The following is a 16,426-nucleotide window of genomic DNA, read 5'->3' on the forward strand; positions in this document are numbered from 1 at the left end:
CGGCGCTATGCCCTGCTCCGGCGTGATGCCGCCCTTTTCATCTCGCAGAGCGCTGCGGGCAATAAAAAGGCGGCCCGCAGGCCGCCATATCGTTTGCTGTCGTCAGAACGGGAAGAACCAGGGGATGGCGATGACGCTCACCACCATCACCAGCAAGGTGAAGGGCACGCCAATGCGCACGAAGTCCATGAACTTGTAGTTGCCCGGGCCCAGCACCAGGGTGTTGACCGGCGACGAGACCGGCGTCATGAAGGCTGCCGAGGCGGCGATGGCGATGGTCATGGCAAAGGGATAAGGCGATACCCCCATCTGATGGGCCGTCCCCAGCGCGATGGGCGCCATCAGCACCGCCGTCGCCGTGTTGGAGATGAAGAGCCCGATGACGGCACAGAGCGCGAAGAGGCTGGCCAGCATCACCCTGGGGCCCATCTCCCCCACCGCCGAGATGAGCGCGCCGACGATGAGATCCACCCCGCCGGTCTGCTGCAATGCAAGGGCAAAGGGCAACATGCCCACGATGAGGATCAGGGTCGGCCAGTGGATGGACTTGTAGGCACTCTCCAGATCGATACAGCGGAACTTGCCCATCAGCAGGCAGGCGATGAGCGCCGCGATGACGTTGGGCACGGGATCCGTCACCATCAGTACTATCATGACCCCGAGGGCAATCAGGGCGTGGATGGCCTGGCTGCGGGCCGGCGCCATCTCGTCCACTTCCGCAGGCAGGCCCAGCAGCAGAAAATCGCGATGATGGGTCTGCAACTGACGAATGAGGCTCCAGTTCCCCACCACCAGCAGGGTATCCCCCATCTGCAGCGCCTCGTCCACCAGCTTGCCGGTCAGCGCCTCTCCATCCCGGCGGATCCCCACCACGCTCAGGCCGTAACGGGAACGGAAGGTCACCTCGCGGATGCTCTTGCCGAGCAGCCGGGAGCCGGGGATGAGGGAGACCTCCGCCATGCCCACCTCCCGCGCCTGGTCGGAGAAATACTCCCCGCGCAATATCATGGGTTCTAGCCGCGCCTCGCTGCAAAACTCCCGCACATCCACCTCGGGATCCGACATGTCGATGAGCAGCACGTCTTTGGCCTGGAACTCGGTCACTCCGGTGACACTGACCATCACCCGCCTGAACTTGCGCCAGCGCTCCATCCCGATGACGTTGGCCCCGAAGCGGGCACGCAATTGCAGCTCGTCGAGGGTCTGGCCGATCAGGGGGGAATCGGGCCGGATCGCCAGTCGGCGTGCTCGCCCGGCCAGCCGGTAGTCACGGATGAGATCCCGCATGGTGCTGCGTCCCATCTGCTTGCCCTTGCCCTCCTCTCCTTCACGCACCAGGGAGGTGCGCATCAGCAGCATGTAGAGGATCCCCATCCCCAGAATGATGACCCCCATGGGGGTGAAGCCGAAAAAGCCGAACCCCTGGATGTCGTGGCGCATCAGTTCACTGTTCACCACCATGTTGGGAGGGGTTGCCACCAGCGTCATCATGCCGCTGATAAGGCCGGCAAAGCCGAGCGGCATCATCAGTCTGCCCGCCGGGATCCCCATCCGGTTCGCCACGCTCAGCACCACGGGGATGAAGATGGCCACCACCCCGGTCGAACTCATCACGGCCCCCAGGGTCGCCACCGCCACCATCAGCAGCACCAGCATGCGGGTTTCGCTGCTGCCGGCCACCTTCACCAGGGCATCTCCCACCTGATAGGCGATGCCGGTACGCACCAGCCCCTCCCCCACCACGAACAGGGCGGCAATCAGAATGACGTTGGGATCACTGAATCCTGCCAGCGCCTGCGGCAGGGTCAGGGTGCCGCTCAACACGAACAGGATGATGATCAACAAGGCGACCACGTCCATGCGTACCTTGTTGGTAATAAACAGGAGAATGGCACCCACCAGCATGCTGAGCACCCAGATCAACTCGGAATTCACACTTGCTCCTTTTGTTCAACGTCAACCACGGCCGGCCTCGGACGCCATCAGACCACAGAGCCCGTCCCCCTGATTTGTTACATATCAAGAAAGAGGAGGCCGCATCATCTCACATTCAGGTTCAGTTGCGGCCATTTTACCGGTCCGTGAACGCAGTCGGTCGCCCTTCACATGTCGGGGTAAAAAGTGCTGCACGCTCCCCCCGCCCCTCCTAAAATGGGCCCGCCGCGGCCTGAGCCGCACTCTTCCCCCTTGCCCTTCGGAGACGACATGACCCAGCACACCCCGGCCTACCCGGAATTCACTTTCTTCAGCCGCTTTGTCGCCGACATCCAGGCTGGCCGAAAGACCATCACCATCCGCGACGAGAGCGAGGCAAACTGGCGGCCCGGCCAGCGCCTGGCCCTGTTCACCAACCCGGAACACCAGCCTTTTGGCACCATTGAAGTCATCTCGGTCAAGGCGGTCGCCTTCGAGGCGCTGAGCGACGAGCACGCCCGTCAGGAGAACATGACCCTCCCCGAGCTTAAAGATGTGATCCGCGATATCTACCCCGCACTGCCGCCCCTCTATGTGATTGAATTCGTGCTGATTGAAGCCTGATTTTGTGAGCTGCCTCAGCTAACGCCGGTTGCGCTCACGGGCCAAAAGCGCACAATAACTGTTTTTATATACAGTCATTGGTGTCTTATGGAAAAACAACTCGAACCGGCCATCGCAGCCATGGTGGCAGACTTCATCGCCGCAGGTCGTCCCAAGGCGAGCCAGCTGAGCTGGCAGGCGCGCCGTGACGGCTACCTTGCCTCTGCCTTGTTGGGCGGTGAGCGGGAAGAGGTGGGCGCCATCGAAGAGTGGCAGGCCGATCACCACGCCATCCGCTGCTATCGGCCCGCAGACAAACCGGACCCCGCGTATCCGGTGCTGATCTATTTTCACGGCGGCTGTTTTGTCAGCGGGGATTTCGAGACCCACGATCGCCAGATGCGGATGCTGTGCAACCGGGCCAGCGCCCTGATCTTCGCCGTACACACCCGCCTCGCCCCGGAACACACCTATCCTGCGGCTCACGACGATGCGCTGGCCGCCGCGCGGGCCATCATGGCCGAGGTGGAGAAATGGCATGGAGATCCGGCACGTCTCGCCATTGCCGGCGACAGCGCAGGGGGTCATCTCGCCCTGGTCACCACCTTGCGGCTCAAGGCTGCCAGCGCCCCCTTGCCCAAGGCCCTGCTGCTTCTCTATCCCATGCTGGATGCCCTCTGCGAGAGCCAAAGCTACCGCGATCTCGGTGACGACTACCTCATCACCCGGGACATGCTCGCAAGCGGTTTTCACGCCTACCTGGGCAGCCAGCCCCCCTGCCATCCCGAAGCCAGCCCGCTCCACCATCCCGCCCTGTCAGGATTGCCGCCGACCCATATCGTCACGGCGGAATATGATCCGCTGCGCGACGAAGGGGAAGCCCTGTATGGCAAGCTGGTGCAGGCTGGCGTCGATGCCACTTGCCAGCGGCAGCATGGCGTCATTCATGGCTACTTCCAACTGGCGGCCATCAGCCCTGCCGCTCGTCAGCTCATCGACCAGATAGCCATGATGCTCAGAAGACTCTGAGTTGGAACCGGCCCCCAAGCCGTGTTAAAAGTGTCTCTTTTGAATCATGGAGGTAACCGAGTGTTCGAGATAGCGAGCCTGAAAGAGGGCATGATGCACGGGGTGGAGCTGTTCCAGCTGCTGCTGGAGATCATCTCCATCGCCTGCGTGGTCATCGGCCTTGGCAAGACCCTCTGGCTGGCGGCCAGAGTGCGGGATCACGAGCCCGGCTTTCCCCGTATCCGCCTCTGCTTCGGCAGCTGGCTCATCCTGGCGCTGGAGTTCCAGCTCGCCGCCGACATCCTGGCCACCACAGTGGCACCGAGCAAGGAGGAGCTGGTGCGCCTCGCCATCATCGCGGTCATCCGCACCTTCCTGAACTACTTCCTCGGCAAGGAACTCGATGCCCAGGCCGAGCGCCAGCAACCCGAGCCTGTCAGGTCACCTTCCCGCCCCGACGCCCGATGAGCGGGCTGAGTGGCACAAGGCCCCGACACGGAAGGAAAGGCACCAGCCTGATCCCATGAAGAGGGCTCCCCGCGGGGAGCCCTCTTTGTATCCGATAGCAACTATCAGACGTGCTTGCTGGCCAGCTCGTGGCGCTTCAATGCCAGCAAGGTGACCAGCAGGGCGGCGGTGGCGATCAGCGCCATGCCGATATAGGTGGCGCTGAAACCGGGTGCCAGTTCGGCCGGGCTCAGGCTGACCAGATTGGGGCTGCTGCCTGCTGGCAGGGCGGCATGGAACAACACGGCGCAGATGGCGACACCGACCGCCCCACCCAGCTCCCGGCAGAAGTTGAACAGGGACATGCCGATACCGCGATCTTCCCGCGGCAGGGCATTTTGCACCACCACCGACAGCGCCGGCAGCACCAGACCCAGCCCCAATCCGGCAAACCCCAGTCCCACTCTGGCCCAGACGTCGAAGTGGATCTGCCACAGGGCCAGCGCTGCCAGGGCAAAACCTGCCACCACGAAACGCTTGTAGTGACCGGTGCGACCGATGAGCTTGCCGCCGACGAAGGCCCCTGCCGTGATGCAGACCATGAAGATCACCATGATCCCGCCACTGTCACTGGCACTCATCCCCTTTTGCCACTGCATCTGCAACGGCAGGTAGACCAGCACGGCAAACATCAGCAGCTGCGAGGCCAGCGCCAGCAGCACGCTCACCAGATAACCCGGCAGGCGCACCAGGTGGGCCGGCAGTATGGGGTCGTGGGCCCGCCGCTCCACCAGGATCAGCAGCAACAAGGCCGCCCCCAGCGCAGCCGCGAGCCAGACGGCGGGCAAGGCCGCCTCCGGCGAGAGCAGCAACAGGGTGAGGGTGGTGACCGTAATCAGCAGTGCCGCTCCCTTCCAGTCGAAGCGGCTGTAGCGGCGCACATTGAGGTGACCCAGATTGCGGTTCACCAGCCAGAGGGCGATAGCGCCGAGCGGCAGATTGATCCAGAAGATCCAGCGCCAGCTGAGCTGCTCGGTAAAATAGCCACCGAGCAGCGGGCCTGCGATGCTGGAGACCGCATAGACCGCCGAGATATACCCCTGATACTTGCCCACCTCCCGTGGCGGAATACAGTCGGCGATCACGGTAAAGGCGAGTGCGATCAGCCCCCCGCCCCCCAACCCTTGCAGCACGCGGGCGGCCAGCAGGGTTGGCAGATCCTGGGCCAGGGCGCAGGCCACGGATCCCGCCAGAAACAGGCCGATACCGATGTTGAGCATGCGTACCCGGCCGAACATGTCGCTCAACTTGCCATAGATGGGCAGGGCCGCAGTGGCCGCCAGCAGATAGGCGGTCACGACCCAGGTGAGGGCGGCACCGGCGTTCAGCTCAACCCCTATGATGGGCAAGGGCGTGGTGACGATGCTCTTTTCCAGTGAGCCCAGGGCGATCACCAGGGCCACGCTCGAGAAGACGGTTTTGGGGGACATAGGCAGGCTCGCTCATGTGAGATATCGGCACAGGGGGTACAAGGCACATTATTGTCTCATAAATCATTAGCCGATGGTCAAAACCACTGCCAACCATGATGAAGGTCGCGACATCTGCGAGCCGGATCTGCTAGGGTGAGTCTTTGCCGAAGAGGACGCCCCCCATGCCCCAGTCATCCCCCTGCGATCATCACCAGAGTGAACAGCCCCGATTCGACGAGTACGACGCCCTGATCTTCGACATGGATGGCACCCTGGTGGACTCCATGCCTCTGCACCTGGATGCCTGGGAAATCACCAGTGCCGAGTTCGGCCTGCCGTTTGATCGGGCACAGCTCAACGAGTACGGCGGCATCCCCACCCGCAAGATAGTGACCATGCTGGCAGAGCAGCACGGGATGACCATCGACGTGGAAGCCTTTGCCCGGCGCAAGGTGGCCCTCTACCTGGCACGGATCGACGACGTCCGGGTGTTTCCCGCCATGTGGGAGCTGGTCAGGCAGTACCACGACAAGGTGCCCATGGGCATAGGTACCGGCTCAACCCGGGAACATGCGGCGCACATCCTGCGTCAGACCGGGCTCGATGCCTTCATCTCCGTGCTGGTGAGTGCCGATGATGTGGTCAATCACAAGCCCCACCCGGACACCTTCCTGAAAGTGGCCGAGCAGCTCGGCGCCAACCCGGCCAACTGCCTGGTGTTTGAAGACACCCGGATAGGCATTCAGGCGGGCAAGGCCGCCGGCATGACCACCTTGCTGGCCACCGAAGGGGCACTGCAACGGGTGTGAGCGGTGCGGGCCCATCCTAACCGACTGGCCCGCACCAGTTTACTCGGCCTCATTCTCCCCCTGCTTCCCACCTGCCGGTGCCGGGCCGTCCGGCCGCTCAAATCCCAGATCTGACATGCAGTTGTCAAATTCCGACTCCCCCGGTTTGCCATGCTCCTTGCAACTCTCAAACGCCGCTTTCATCTCGGCCGACAGCTCGCGCGGAGGCTTGGGTGGGGTACGGCTGCCCTGATCGCCCGCTGCGGCGGTCAGAGTAGTGAGGGAAAACAGCAAAGGCAGAACAATCTTCATGGCATGACTCCAAAACGGGTGGCATACACCGGCACGGTGCGGCGATGGCCCACGGCAGCGGGCGGTATCATGCTAGCGAATCGCCGCGAACTGATGGGTTAAGGGGAGGTAAAGAGGTGTCAGGTCGGCGTAAATCTATAAAAAACGCCCCAGACGGGGCGTTGTTTTCATGGCGGCCATTACATGGCGTTGGTGGATTCGAAGATCTTGTCGGCCGACGCTTCGACGAAGCCAGGGTAGAGCACGCCATCGGCCTGCGGGTAGCGCAGGGCAAACTCGTAAAAGCAGCTCGGGATGGTGCGCACGCCGTCGCTGAAGGGCACCTCGGCCTTGTCTGCCATGGTGGAGGATTGCTCCAGCATCACCTCGGGATCGCCCTTCACCTCGCCGCCAACGGTGTTGAGCACGAAGCCTGCCGCCTTGAGCGCCGCATTCACCTGCTGGATGGTGTCGAAGTCCTTCAGGCGGTTGATGTTGACGGTGAAGTGGTTGGCACGATAACCCCAGGCGGCCATCCAGGCGGCATACTCGCTCTCTGCCAGCAGGGTCTGGTAGTCGGTGTGGGAGACCTGCCAGGGCGCGCCGGCGTAGAGGAAAGCCGGGGGGTCGGTGAGGTGATCGGGTACCTGATCCACCAGCTTGTGGATGATGGCCTGGGCACCTTCGGAGAGCTCTTCCACCTTCAGCTCGCTGATGAACACCTTGGGCGCATCAGGATCTTTATGCTCGAAGTGTTTGGCATAGAGCTTCTTGGCCTTGAACACATACTCGCCCTTCTCTTCGTACCCCAGGGTACGGAAATGGGCCGCCAGTTTCTCGAGACCGAGCTTGGGCAGGTTGTAGGTCCGAAACGCCACGTGATCGTTGATGATGGGGGCACCGCCGCCCAGCAGTTGATGAACCTTGTGAGCACTGGGGGTGACCTGAATGTAGTTGTCCCACAGATGGCCAAACAGGGTGTCGATATCCTTTTGCATCTCTCTTTCCTTTGATTGCGGGTACAGACAGGGGCACCTGTTCAGTGCCCCTCTTTTATTTTCTTGTTATCAGAAGGTCAGACCGGGAGACAGCTGATCCGGCATAGCAGCCTTGCTGTCTTCGACGGAGGCGACCGGGTAAGCACAGTAGTCGGCGGCGTAGTAGGCGCTCGCTCTGTGATTGCCGGAGGCACCGATGCCGCCGAAGGGGGCGGCACTGGAAGCACCGGTAATGGGCTTGTTCCAGTTGACGATACCGGCACGGATGCGCTTGAAGAAGTGGTTCCAGTCCGCTTCATTGTCACCGAGCAGGCCTGCCGAGAGACCGAAACTGGTGGCGTTCGCCTTCTCGATGGCCGCATCGAAGTCGTCGTAGCGAATGAGCTGCAGCAGCGGGCCGAAGTACTCTTCATCCGGCAGCGCGCTGACCGCAGTCACGTCTATGATGCCCGGGGAGACAAAGCCGGTGCCCGCTTCCAGGTGCTTGAGGGCAAGCAGGCTTTCACCACCGAGGCGCTGCAGGTTGGCTTGCGCCTCGACCATGCCGAGTGCGGCCTTCTCGCTGATCATGGCGCCCATGAACGGCTGCTCGGCGGCGTCATAGAGGCCGACCTTGATCTGGCCGACCACCTCCACCAGGCGCTTGACCAGGGCATCGCCCCGTTCGCCGCGCTCGACAAACAGACGGCGCGAGCAGGTGCAGCGCTGGCCGGAGGTAATGAAGGCGGACTGCACGATGGCATGGACGGCGCCGTCGATGTCGCTCACATCTTTCACGATCAGCGGGTTGTTGCCACCCATCTCCAGTGCCAGGATCTTGCCCGGCTGGCCGGCAAACTGCTGATGCAGGAAGTGGCCGGTACGGGAGGAGCCGGTGAAGAAGAGGCCGTCGATGTCCGGGTTGCCGGCCAGCGCCTTGCCGGTGTCGACCTCCCCCTGCACCAGGTTGAGCACCCCCTTGGGCAGCCCCGCCTCCTGCCACACCTTGACCATGGCTTCAGCCACCATGGGAGTCAGCTCGGAAGGCTTGAACACGACCGCATTGCCGGCGATGAGCGCTGGCACAATGTGGCCGTTGGGCAGGTGGCCCGGGAAGTTGTAGGGGCCGAACACGGCCACGACGCCATGGGGCTTGTGGCGCACGAACGCCTTGGCGCCCGGCATGGGATTTTCCACCGTGCCGGTACGCTCGTCATGGGCGCGGATGGAGATGGCAATCTTGCCCTGCATGGCCGCCACTTCGGTGCGGGTCTCCCACAGGGGCTTGCCGGTTTCACGGGCGATGGTCAGGGCCAGCGCCTCCTTGTGCTCGCCGAGCAGGTCGGCATAGCGGCGCACGATGGCAAGGCGCTCTTCAAGGGCCAGATCGGACCAATGGTAGAAGGCCGTGCGGGCCGCCTTGACGGCCGCATCCACCTGGGACTGGCTTGCCGCCTCACCCCGCCAGATCACCTCGTTTTTGGCCGGGTCGATGGATTCGAACGGCTTGCCTTCACCGGCCAGCCACTGGCCATCGATAAACTGGACTAAAGACATCATCAATTCACTCCCTGTGGGTACGCAGGCCGCCTCGGCAGCCTGTCTCAATGCTGTGGTGCGGGGCGGGTCAATCCAGATCGACGACGCGCACCATGTCGCCATTTTCCACCTTGAGGGCGGCCGCCATCTTGGGCGGAATGATGGCTTCGTGCTTGTCCAGATCGACCCGGATGTTGCCGTAGCAGGCGCGGTATTGCTCGAACCTGGTGTTGCAGATGAGGTAGGTATGGCCGCCGATGGGCTCACCCACCAGCACCGCCAGCTTCTGGCTGCGGCGCACGCTGCGAATGTTCTTCACCTCGCATTCGACGGTGGGGCCGGCGTCGAAGATGTCGACATAACCGCGATTCACGAACCCCTCATCCTGCAGCATCTTGAGGGCAGGCCGGGTCTTTTCGTGGGTCTTGCCGATGACGGCGCGCGCCTCGTTGCTCAGCAGATTGACGTAGATGGGGTACTTGGGCATCAGCTCGGCGATGAAGCGCTTCTTGCCGATGCCGGTCAGATAGTCGACGGTGGGAAAATCCATCGAGAAGAAATGTTTTTGCAGCCACTCGTAGAAGGGGCTGTGGCCGTTGCCATCGGAGACACCACGCATCTCGGCAAAGACGGTACTGTCAAACAGCTCGGGGTGTTCGGCCATGAACAGGAAACGGTGCTTGGAGAGCAGACGGCCGTTGAGCCCCTCGCGGGCGCATTCACGCAGAAACAGGGTGCAGAGCTCGGAATTGCCGGTGTAGTCGTTGGAGAGGGTGAGGGTTTCCACGACATTGTAGATGCCGAGCTTGGGAGAGGAGTGCACCACCTTGCCGATGTGATAGTTGTAGAACGCCTGGGACAGGCCGACCGCCGCGTCGATGGCGCAGGTACCGACCATCTCCCCGGTCTCCAGATCCTCGGCCACGAAGAAATAGAGGCACTCGCCCTTGCCGGCGGGCTTGTCCAGGAAGGTCTGGGTCGAGGCATCGATCTTGCGTTGCAGCAGCTCGTCGTTGACCGGCAAGGATGTCATGCCGGTGCCGGATTCGATGGCACAGGTCTTGAGGCCGGCGAAGTCGCGCTGCTCGATAGGACGGATAACCAACATAAATGACAACTCCCTTTCATTGACGACAGGTGGGGTCCCGGCTCCTGCCGGGAGGGCTCCCCACCTCAATTTGGATCAGGCGTTGACCACCTGAGCGACCGCTTTCTCGAACCGTGCCAGCCCTTCCTTGATGTCCGCTTCCGGGATCACCAGGGAGGGGGCAAAACGCACCACGTTGGTACCGGCAACCAGCGCCATCAGGCCCTGATCGATGGAGGCGAGCAGGAAGTCTCGGGAGCGGCCCTTGAAGTCATCGTTGAGCACGGCGCCCAGCAGCAGGCCCTTGCCGCGCACTTCGCTGAAGCAGTGGTACTTGGCGTTGATGGCTTCCAGCCCTTCGCGGAACAGCTGCTCGCGCTGCTTGATGCCGCTCAGCACTGCCGGGGTGTTGACCACGTCGATCACCGCCTCGGCCACGGCACACGCCAGCGGGTTGCCGCCGTAGGTGGAGCCGTGAGTGCCCACTTTCAGGTGGGAGGCGATCTCGGTGGTGGTCAGCATGGCCCCGATGGGGAAGCCGCCGCCCAGCGCCTTGGCGCTGGTGAGGATGTCCGGGGTGATGCCCAGACCCATATAGGCAAACAGCTCGCCGGTACGACCGACACCGGATTGCACCTCGTCATAAACCAGCAGGGCGTTGTGCTTGTCGCACAACTCGCGCACACCCTTGGCAAACTCGTCGGTGGGGCTGATGATGCCACCCTCGCCCTGCAGCGGCTCCATCACCACGGCGCAGGTGTTGTCGGAGATGACGGCAGCCAGCTCCTCCAGGTTGTTGTAGGCGACGTGGGTGATGTCGGCAGGCTTGGGACCGAAGCCATCGGAGTAGGCAGCCTGGCCGCCGACGCTGACGGTAAAGAAGGTACGGCCGTGGAAGCCCTGGTGGAAGGCGATGATCTGGGTCTTGTGGGCCCCGAACTTCTCGATGGCGTAGCGGCGGGCCAGCTTGAGGGCCGCTTCGTTCGCTTCGGCGCCGGAGTTGCAGAAATAGACCTTCTCGGCGAAGGTGGCGGCGACCAGTTTCTTGGCCAGGCGCAGGGCCGGCTCGTTGGTCATCACGTTGGAGAGGTGCCACAGCTTCTCACCCTGGGATTTCAGGGCCTCGACCAGTTTGGGATGGCAATGGCCCAGACCATTGACCGCGATCCCGCCCGCGAAATCCACATACTCGCGGCCTTCCTGATCCCAGACACGTGACCCCTCGCCGCGCACCGGGATGATTTTGGCCGGCGCATAGTTGGGAACCATCACTTCATCAAACACTTCACGTGTCACTGCCAACAACTCTGACATATTGCTCTCCTGCTATCTCGCGGCAGAATAATCCACCGCCCAAAAGTTAAATCCGTGTAAACGTGGCGGAATTATCACAGAAAAAAAGTAAAAAGTCTGTAACTTAACCGCCTATAAGGAACAATGTTCGATTGCCTTTGAGATTTTAGGCAACCGCATTGCATAACGGCTCAGGGGGTGTTGGCAAGAGATAATTTGGACAGGGAGGAGGGTGAATAAAGTCTCAGGGTAATTTTTTTTTGCCTCATGACGGTTTTGAGACAAACATCGCAATTTTTTCAGGAAACGGCCAAAAAGTTGGCCAGCAACTGGTGCCCCTGTTCGCTCAGAATACTCTCCGGATGGAACTGCACTCCCTCCAGCGCCAGCGTTTTATGCCGCAGCCCCATGATCTCGTCCTGGCTGCCGTCGGCATGTTCGCTCCAGGCGGTGACCTCGAAACAGTCGGGCAGCGACGCCGCCTCCACCACCAGAGAATGATAGCGGGTCACCCGCAGCGGGTTGTTGAGCCCCTTGAACACCCCCTCCCCTTTGTGACGAATGAGAGAAGTCTTGCCGTGCATCACCTGACGGGCACGCACCACCCGGGCACCAAAGGCCTGTGCCAGCGACTGATGGCCGAGACAGACGCCGAGGATGGGGATCTCGCCGGCAAAACGGGAGATGGCGGCCAAAGAGATGCCCGCCTCGTTTGGCGTGCAGGGGCCGGGAGAGATCACCAGATGGCGGGGGGCAAGCCGGGCTATCTCCTCCAGGCTCAGCTCATCGTTGCGCCTGACCACCACCTCTTGCCCCAGAGCGCCGAAGTATTGCACCAGGTTCCAGGTAAAGGAGTCGTAGTTGTCGATGAGTAGCAGCATGCAAACACCCTGGGAATAAGACAGAGACGGTGAGCGGACAACCCGTTGCGAGCGCGGGCAGACAAACGCCGCGCATTCTGGCATGTCTCTTTGCGTTAATAAACCGGCGATCACCTCACCTGCTGTGCAGTCTGTCCGCTCTTCAATGGCGATCCGGGCCTGTCGACCCCACCCGGCGGTGGGCCTGTCCCCGACCGGGCAGCATCAACCGCTCCATGTCAGGATGGCAAGGTAAAAGAGACGGGAGGCGACCGGGAAAAGGGCACAGGACGTGACAGGCAGATGGGAAGGAGTCACCTTGGCAAGGGCTGGCAACGGACCTCAGCGGTCCAGATAACGGCCCTGTTCCAGTTCCCGTTCCCGCTGGCACTCGGCCAGATAGATGGCAGCCGCGATGGCCGGGGTCTTGTGGTGCTTGTCGATGGCGTTGGAGACCATCAACTGCAAGGTATTGAGGCTCTTGGCCTTGCGAAACTTGCGCAGCCAGTGACCCTTGTCACCCAACTCTTCACTCAGGGTTTGTGATTCGACAGACATGCTTTCTCTTGGGGCAAAGCCCGTGTTTGACATTGGGGAGGTTGCGACAAACCGGAAGGTGTAAAACAAAGAAAGCCAGGCATCCACCCAGCTCTCTTCTACTACACCTTCCCAGTATGTCAGGCTCGAGGAACGAAGCCGACGACATCATATACGCTGATCAGGGTTTTTTCAGCCCTTTCACGCGCCTTTTGTGCGCCAGCCGCCAAAATGGCCTGCAGATGGGCCTCATCCTGACGCAGCTCGCGGAAGCGCGCCTGGACGGGTTCCAGCAAGGCGACCACGGCATCGGCCGTTTCACTCTTGAGGTGGCCGTACATCTTGCCTTCGAAGTGTTGCTCCAGCTCCGGGATGGAGCGGCCGGTCACACCGGACATCAGGGTCAGCAGATTGGAGACCCCCGGCTTGTTTTCAGGATCAAAACGCACCACGGCCGGCTCGTCGGAGTCGGTCATCGCCCGCTTGATCTTCTTGACGATCTGCTTGGGATCTTCCAGCAAGCCGATGAAGTTGGCCTCGTTGTCGTCGGACTTGGACATCTTCTTGGTCGGCTCCTGCAGGCTCATCACCCGGGCCCCTTCGGTCGGAATGAAGGGTTCCGGCAGGGTGAAGACTTCGCCATAGAGGTTGTTGAAGCGGGTGCAGATGTCGCGGGTCAGCTCCAGATGCTGCTTCTGGTCATTGCCAACCGGCACCTGATTGGCCTGATAAAGCAGAATGTCGGCCGCCATCAGCACCGGATAACCGAACAGGCCGACGTTGACGTTGTTCTCGAAACGGGCGGACTTGTCCTTGAACTGGGTCATGCGCGACAGCTCGCCCATCTGGGTGTAGCAGTTCAGGATCCAGCCGAGCTCGGCGTGCTGGGGCACGTGGGACTGGATGAAGACGGTGCTCTTGGCCGGGTCGATGCCCACCGCCAGATAGAGGGCGGCTGCGTCGAGGCACGCCTTGCGCAAGGCGGCCGGATCCTGTCGGGTGGTGATGGCGTGCAGATCGACGATGCAATAGAGGCAGTCGAAGTCATCCTGCATGCTGACCCACTGACGCAGGGCTCCCATGTAGTTGCCGATGGTCAGCTGGCCCGAGGGTTGGGCACCGCTCAATACGATTGGTTTAGTCATCAGAGTAGTAATCCTTGTTATCCGCCAGCCCGGTCTGGATCAGACCAGCAGGGCGTCGAGTTCGGCAAACTGCTCGCAAACCCAGTCGGGGCGGGAGTCTGCGATAGGGCGGCCATAGTTGTAGCCATAGGTGAGCCCCACCACCTTCATACCGGCGGCCTGGGCGGCCAGCACGTCATTTTCGGAATCCCCCACCATCAGGGTGCGGGACGGGCTGACACCCAGCTCGTGGCAGGCGTGCAGCAGCGGCTCCGGGCTCGGCTTCTTCACGGGTACGCAGTTGCCCCCGAGCCAGAGTGCGAAACAGTCGCTGATGCCGAGGGCCTCCAGAATGGGCTGCACGAAGTGACTGGGTTTGTTGGTCACCACGGCCTGCTGGTAACCCAGCCCCTGCAGACGGCGCAGGCTACGGGCCACTCCGTCATACATGGCCAGGCCTTCCAGCAGACAGGCCTGATAGTGACGGTCGAACAGGGGGCGGGCCTTGGCAAACTGCTCCGGGGCGTCGCGGTAATCGAGAGCCCGCTGGATCAGCTTGTCGGCGCCGTTGCCGACCCAGGTACGCACGACGGCCTCGTCGGCCTCGGCCAACCCCAGCTCCGCCAGGGTACGGTTGACCGCCAGCGCCAGTTGCGGGGCGCTGTCAATCAGGGTGCCATCCAGATCGAACAGCACCAGGTCAAAGGGGCGATCAGCGACGGACATGGGCAAGCTCCGCGCGCATCTGGTCGATCACCGCCTTGTAATCCGGCTTGCCGAAGATGGCAGAGCCCGCCACGAACATGTCGGCACCCGCCTCGGCAATCTCGCGAATGTTGTCGACCTTGACCCCGCCATCGATTTCCAGGCGAATGTCGCGGCCGCTCTCGTCGATCAGGCGGCGCACCTGGCGCAGCTTGTCGAGGGTGCCGGGGATGAAGCTCTGACCGCCAAAGCCCGGATTGACCGACATCAGCAGGATCACGTCCAGCTTGTCCATCACGTACTCCAGGCAGGTGAGCGGGGTCGCGGGGTTCAGCACCAGACCGGCCTGGCAACCCTGCTCCTTGATGAGGCCCAGGGTGCGATCCACGTGATCGGAGGCTTCCGGGTGGAAGGTGATCAAGCTGGCACCGGCCTTGGCAAAATCAGGCACGATGCGATCCACCGGCTTGACCATCAGGTGCACGTCGATGAGCGCTTCGATGCCGTAATCGCGCAGCGCCTGACAGACCATGGGGCCTATGGTCAGGTTGGGGACATAATGGTTGTCCATCACATCGAAATGGACCACGTCGGCCCCGGCGGCCAGCACCTTGGCCACATCCTCACCCAGACGGGCAAAGTCGGCGGAGAGGATAGAGGGGGCAATCAGAAAGTCTTTCATCAGCGTCATCCATTGGCAGCGTGGCAGAAAAAACGGCGCAATTTTATCGCAAAAGGGCGATGAAAACGACCCGCATCTACAGAACACGCCGCTCCGGCACCATGGCTGGCACACGATGCCAGGCGCGGCTCACGGAATACCAGCGGCAGCATCAGAAATGACAACGGCCCCCTCAGGGACCGTTGTTCACTCAGCCGACGGCAACCAGCTCCGCCTCACCGGGATAATAGCCCTGTTCGGGCTCGATGCCGGGCGGATAGAGCGCCAGCAGCTCGGCCACCTTGTTGCGACCACCGCCGTTACGGCTGATGGTACGCTTGACCAGGATTTCGTCGAGCCGGGCGCCGCGATAGAGTTCGCGGGTCAACTCGATGTCATGGTTGCTGATGAGCACGGGCACCCCTTTATGGGCGGCGGTGTGGCGAGCCAGCCTGGCCAGCAGCGCCTGATCGTCCAGGGTGAAACCGCCTGCCGAATAGGTGGTAAAACTCGCCGTGGTGGAGAGGGGGGCATAGGGCGGATCGCAGTAGATCACCCAGTCTTCCTCTGCACGGGCCATGGCGTCGGCATAGCTTTCGCAGATGAACGTCGCCTTCTGCGCCTTCTCGGCAAACGCCCACAGCTCTTTCTCCGGGAAGTAGGGCTTCTTGTAGGAACCGAAGGGAACGTTGAATCCCCCCTTCTTGTTGTAACGGCACAAGCCGTTGAAACCATGGCGATTCAAAAACAGGAACAACTGAGCCCGTTCAAAACCGGCCGCGGTCTGGTTGAACTGGGTACGGAGCCGATAATAGGCGGTCTTGTGGTTGTGCTCGGCCACGAACAGCTTGCGGGCCTCGCTGATGAAGCTGTCCGGCTGCTGCTTGAGGTGGTTGTAGAGGCCAATGAGATCCGGATTGATGTCGTTGAGCACATAGGCGTCGTAATCCGTGTTGAGAAACACGGATCCCGCCCCGACGAAGGGCTCCAGCAACACACGCCCGGCCGGCAAACGCTCGGCGATCTCTTCGACCAGGGAGTATTTTCCCCCGGCCCATTTTAAAAACGCGCGTGTTTTTTTCATGGAAGTCCGGTGTTGACAAGGCTATGCCCAAAAAAG

17 protein-coding genes are annotated in these 16,426 nt (G+C 61.8%); 4 read left to right on the top strand and 13 right to left on the bottom strand.

The window, feature by feature from the left end; genetic code table 11:
* Positions 1 to 102 precede the first annotated feature (102 nt).
* Positions 103 to 1,935, bottom strand: a complete 1,833-nt coding sequence (locus C2U30_RS07810; protein ID WP_042878180.1) for an SLC13 family permease — start codon at positions 1,933 to 1,935, stop codon at positions 103 to 105.
* A gap of 270 nt (positions 1,936 to 2,205) precedes the next feature.
* Here C2U30_RS07810 and yqfB point away from each other — a divergent pair, with 270 nt between their 5' ends.
* The 3 genes from yqfB (at position 2,206) to C2U30_RS07825 (ending at position 3,993) form a co-directional block, all read left to right on the top strand.
* Positions 2,206 to 2,538, top strand: a complete 333-nt coding sequence (gene yqfB, locus C2U30_RS07815) for a N(4)-acetylcytidine aminohydrolase (RefSeq protein ID WP_103243567.1) — start codon at positions 2,206 to 2,208, stop codon at positions 2,536 to 2,538.
* 87 nt (positions 2,539 to 2,625) lie between these two features.
* On the top strand, positions 2,626 to 3,546 hold the full coding sequence (locus C2U30_RS07820; protein ID WP_103243568.1) for an alpha/beta hydrolase: 921 nt from the start codon (positions 2,626 to 2,628) through the stop codon (positions 3,544 to 3,546).
* 60 nt (positions 3,547 to 3,606) lie between these two features.
* Entirely contained in the window at positions 3,607 to 3,993 is a 387-nt protein-coding gene (locus C2U30_RS07825) for a DUF1622 domain-containing protein (RefSeq protein ID WP_010673839.1), read from the top strand.
* 104 nt (positions 3,994 to 4,097) lie between these two features.
* On the opposite strand, the gene C2U30_RS07830 is transcribed toward C2U30_RS07825, so the two are convergent.
* The gene (locus C2U30_RS07830) at positions 4,098 to 5,462 is read right to left on the bottom strand and encodes an MDR family MFS transporter (protein ID WP_103243569.1); all 1,365 of its coding nucleotides are present in this window, start codon (positions 5,460 to 5,462) and stop codon (positions 4,098 to 4,100) included.
* Between the two features lie 164 nt (positions 5,463 to 5,626).
* Here C2U30_RS07830 and C2U30_RS07835 point away from each other — a divergent pair, with 164 nt between their 5' ends.
* Complete coding sequence (locus tag C2U30_RS07835; protein ID WP_103243570.1) at positions 5,627 to 6,253, top strand: HAD family hydrolase; 627 nt, start codon at positions 5,627 to 5,629, stop codon at positions 6,251 to 6,253.
* A gap of 39 nt (positions 6,254 to 6,292) precedes the next feature.
* Here C2U30_RS07835 and C2U30_RS07840 read toward each other — a convergent pair whose 3' ends face one another.
* From C2U30_RS07840 to C2U30_RS07890, 11 genes are all read right to left on the bottom strand, one after another.
* On the bottom strand, positions 6,293 to 6,544 hold the full coding sequence (locus tag C2U30_RS07840) for a hypothetical protein (RefSeq protein ID WP_048207156.1): 252 nt from the start codon (positions 6,542 to 6,544) through the stop codon (positions 6,293 to 6,295).
* A gap of 179 nt (positions 6,545 to 6,723) precedes the next feature.
* Positions 6,724 to 7,521 carry a DUF1338 domain-containing protein gene (locus tag C2U30_RS07845; protein ID WP_103243571.1) on the bottom strand — a complete coding sequence of 266 codons (798 nt, stop codon included), beginning with the start codon at positions 7,519 to 7,521 and terminating at the stop codon, positions 6,724 to 6,726.
* A 69-nt stretch (positions 7,522 to 7,590) separates the two neighbouring features.
* A complete protein-coding gene (astD, locus tag C2U30_RS07850) occupies positions 7,591 to 9,060 on the bottom strand; it encodes a succinylglutamate-semialdehyde dehydrogenase (RefSeq protein ID WP_103243572.1) in 1,470 nt (489 codons plus the stop codon).
* A gap of 67 nt (positions 9,061 to 9,127) precedes the next feature.
* The gene (gene astA, locus C2U30_RS07855) at positions 9,128 to 10,147 is read right to left on the bottom strand and encodes an arginine N-succinyltransferase (RefSeq protein WP_039039587.1); all 1,020 of its coding nucleotides are present in this window, start codon (positions 10,145 to 10,147) and stop codon (positions 9,128 to 9,130) included.
* Between the two features lie 75 nt (positions 10,148 to 10,222).
* Positions 10,223 to 11,440, bottom strand: coding sequence for an aspartate aminotransferase family protein (locus tag C2U30_RS07860; RefSeq protein WP_039039586.1), 1,218 nt, complete (start codon positions 11,438 to 11,440; stop codon positions 10,223 to 10,225).
* A 278-nt stretch (positions 11,441 to 11,718) separates the two neighbouring features.
* Positions 11,719 to 12,300: an aminodeoxychorismate synthase component II gene (locus C2U30_RS07865; RefSeq protein ID WP_041215622.1), complete on the bottom strand. Its 582-nt coding sequence runs from the start codon at positions 12,298 to 12,300 to the stop codon at positions 11,719 to 11,721.
* 321 nt (positions 12,301 to 12,621) lie between these two features.
* Positions 12,622 to 12,837, bottom strand: a complete 216-nt coding sequence (locus C2U30_RS07870) for a hypothetical protein (protein WP_010673831.1) — start codon at positions 12,835 to 12,837, stop codon at positions 12,622 to 12,624.
* A gap of 119 nt (positions 12,838 to 12,956) precedes the next feature.
* Positions 12,957 to 13,961 carry a tryptophan--tRNA ligase gene (gene trpS / locus C2U30_RS07875; protein ID WP_103243573.1) on the bottom strand — a complete coding sequence of 335 codons (1,005 nt, stop codon included), beginning with the start codon at positions 13,959 to 13,961 and terminating at the stop codon, positions 12,957 to 12,959.
* A gap of 39 nt (positions 13,962 to 14,000) precedes the next feature.
* Positions 14,001 to 14,666 carry a phosphoglycolate phosphatase gene (locus C2U30_RS07880; protein WP_049636543.1) on the bottom strand — a complete coding sequence of 222 codons (666 nt, stop codon included), beginning with the start codon at positions 14,664 to 14,666 and terminating at the stop codon, positions 14,001 to 14,003.
* Positions 14,653 to 15,327: a ribulose-phosphate 3-epimerase gene (gene rpe / locus C2U30_RS07885; protein WP_010673828.1), complete on the bottom strand. Its 675-nt coding sequence runs from the start codon at positions 15,325 to 15,327 to the stop codon at positions 14,653 to 14,655. The genes C2U30_RS07880 and rpe overlap by 14 nt, the downstream gene beginning before the upstream one ends.
* Before the next feature lie 190 nt (positions 15,328 to 15,517).
* Positions 15,518 to 16,390 (bottom strand): Dam family site-specific DNA-(adenine-N6)-methyltransferase, encoded by an 873-nt coding sequence (locus tag C2U30_RS07890; protein WP_029314124.1) that lies wholly within the window; start codon positions 16,388 to 16,390, stop codon positions 15,518 to 15,520.
* Between the last annotated feature and the right edge of the window lie 36 nt (positions 16,391 to 16,426).

It is taken from the genome of Aeromonas sp. ASNIH5, assembly GCF_002902865.1.
Classification (GTDB): Bacteria; Pseudomonadota; Gammaproteobacteria; order Enterobacterales; family Aeromonadaceae; genus Aeromonas; species Aeromonas caviae.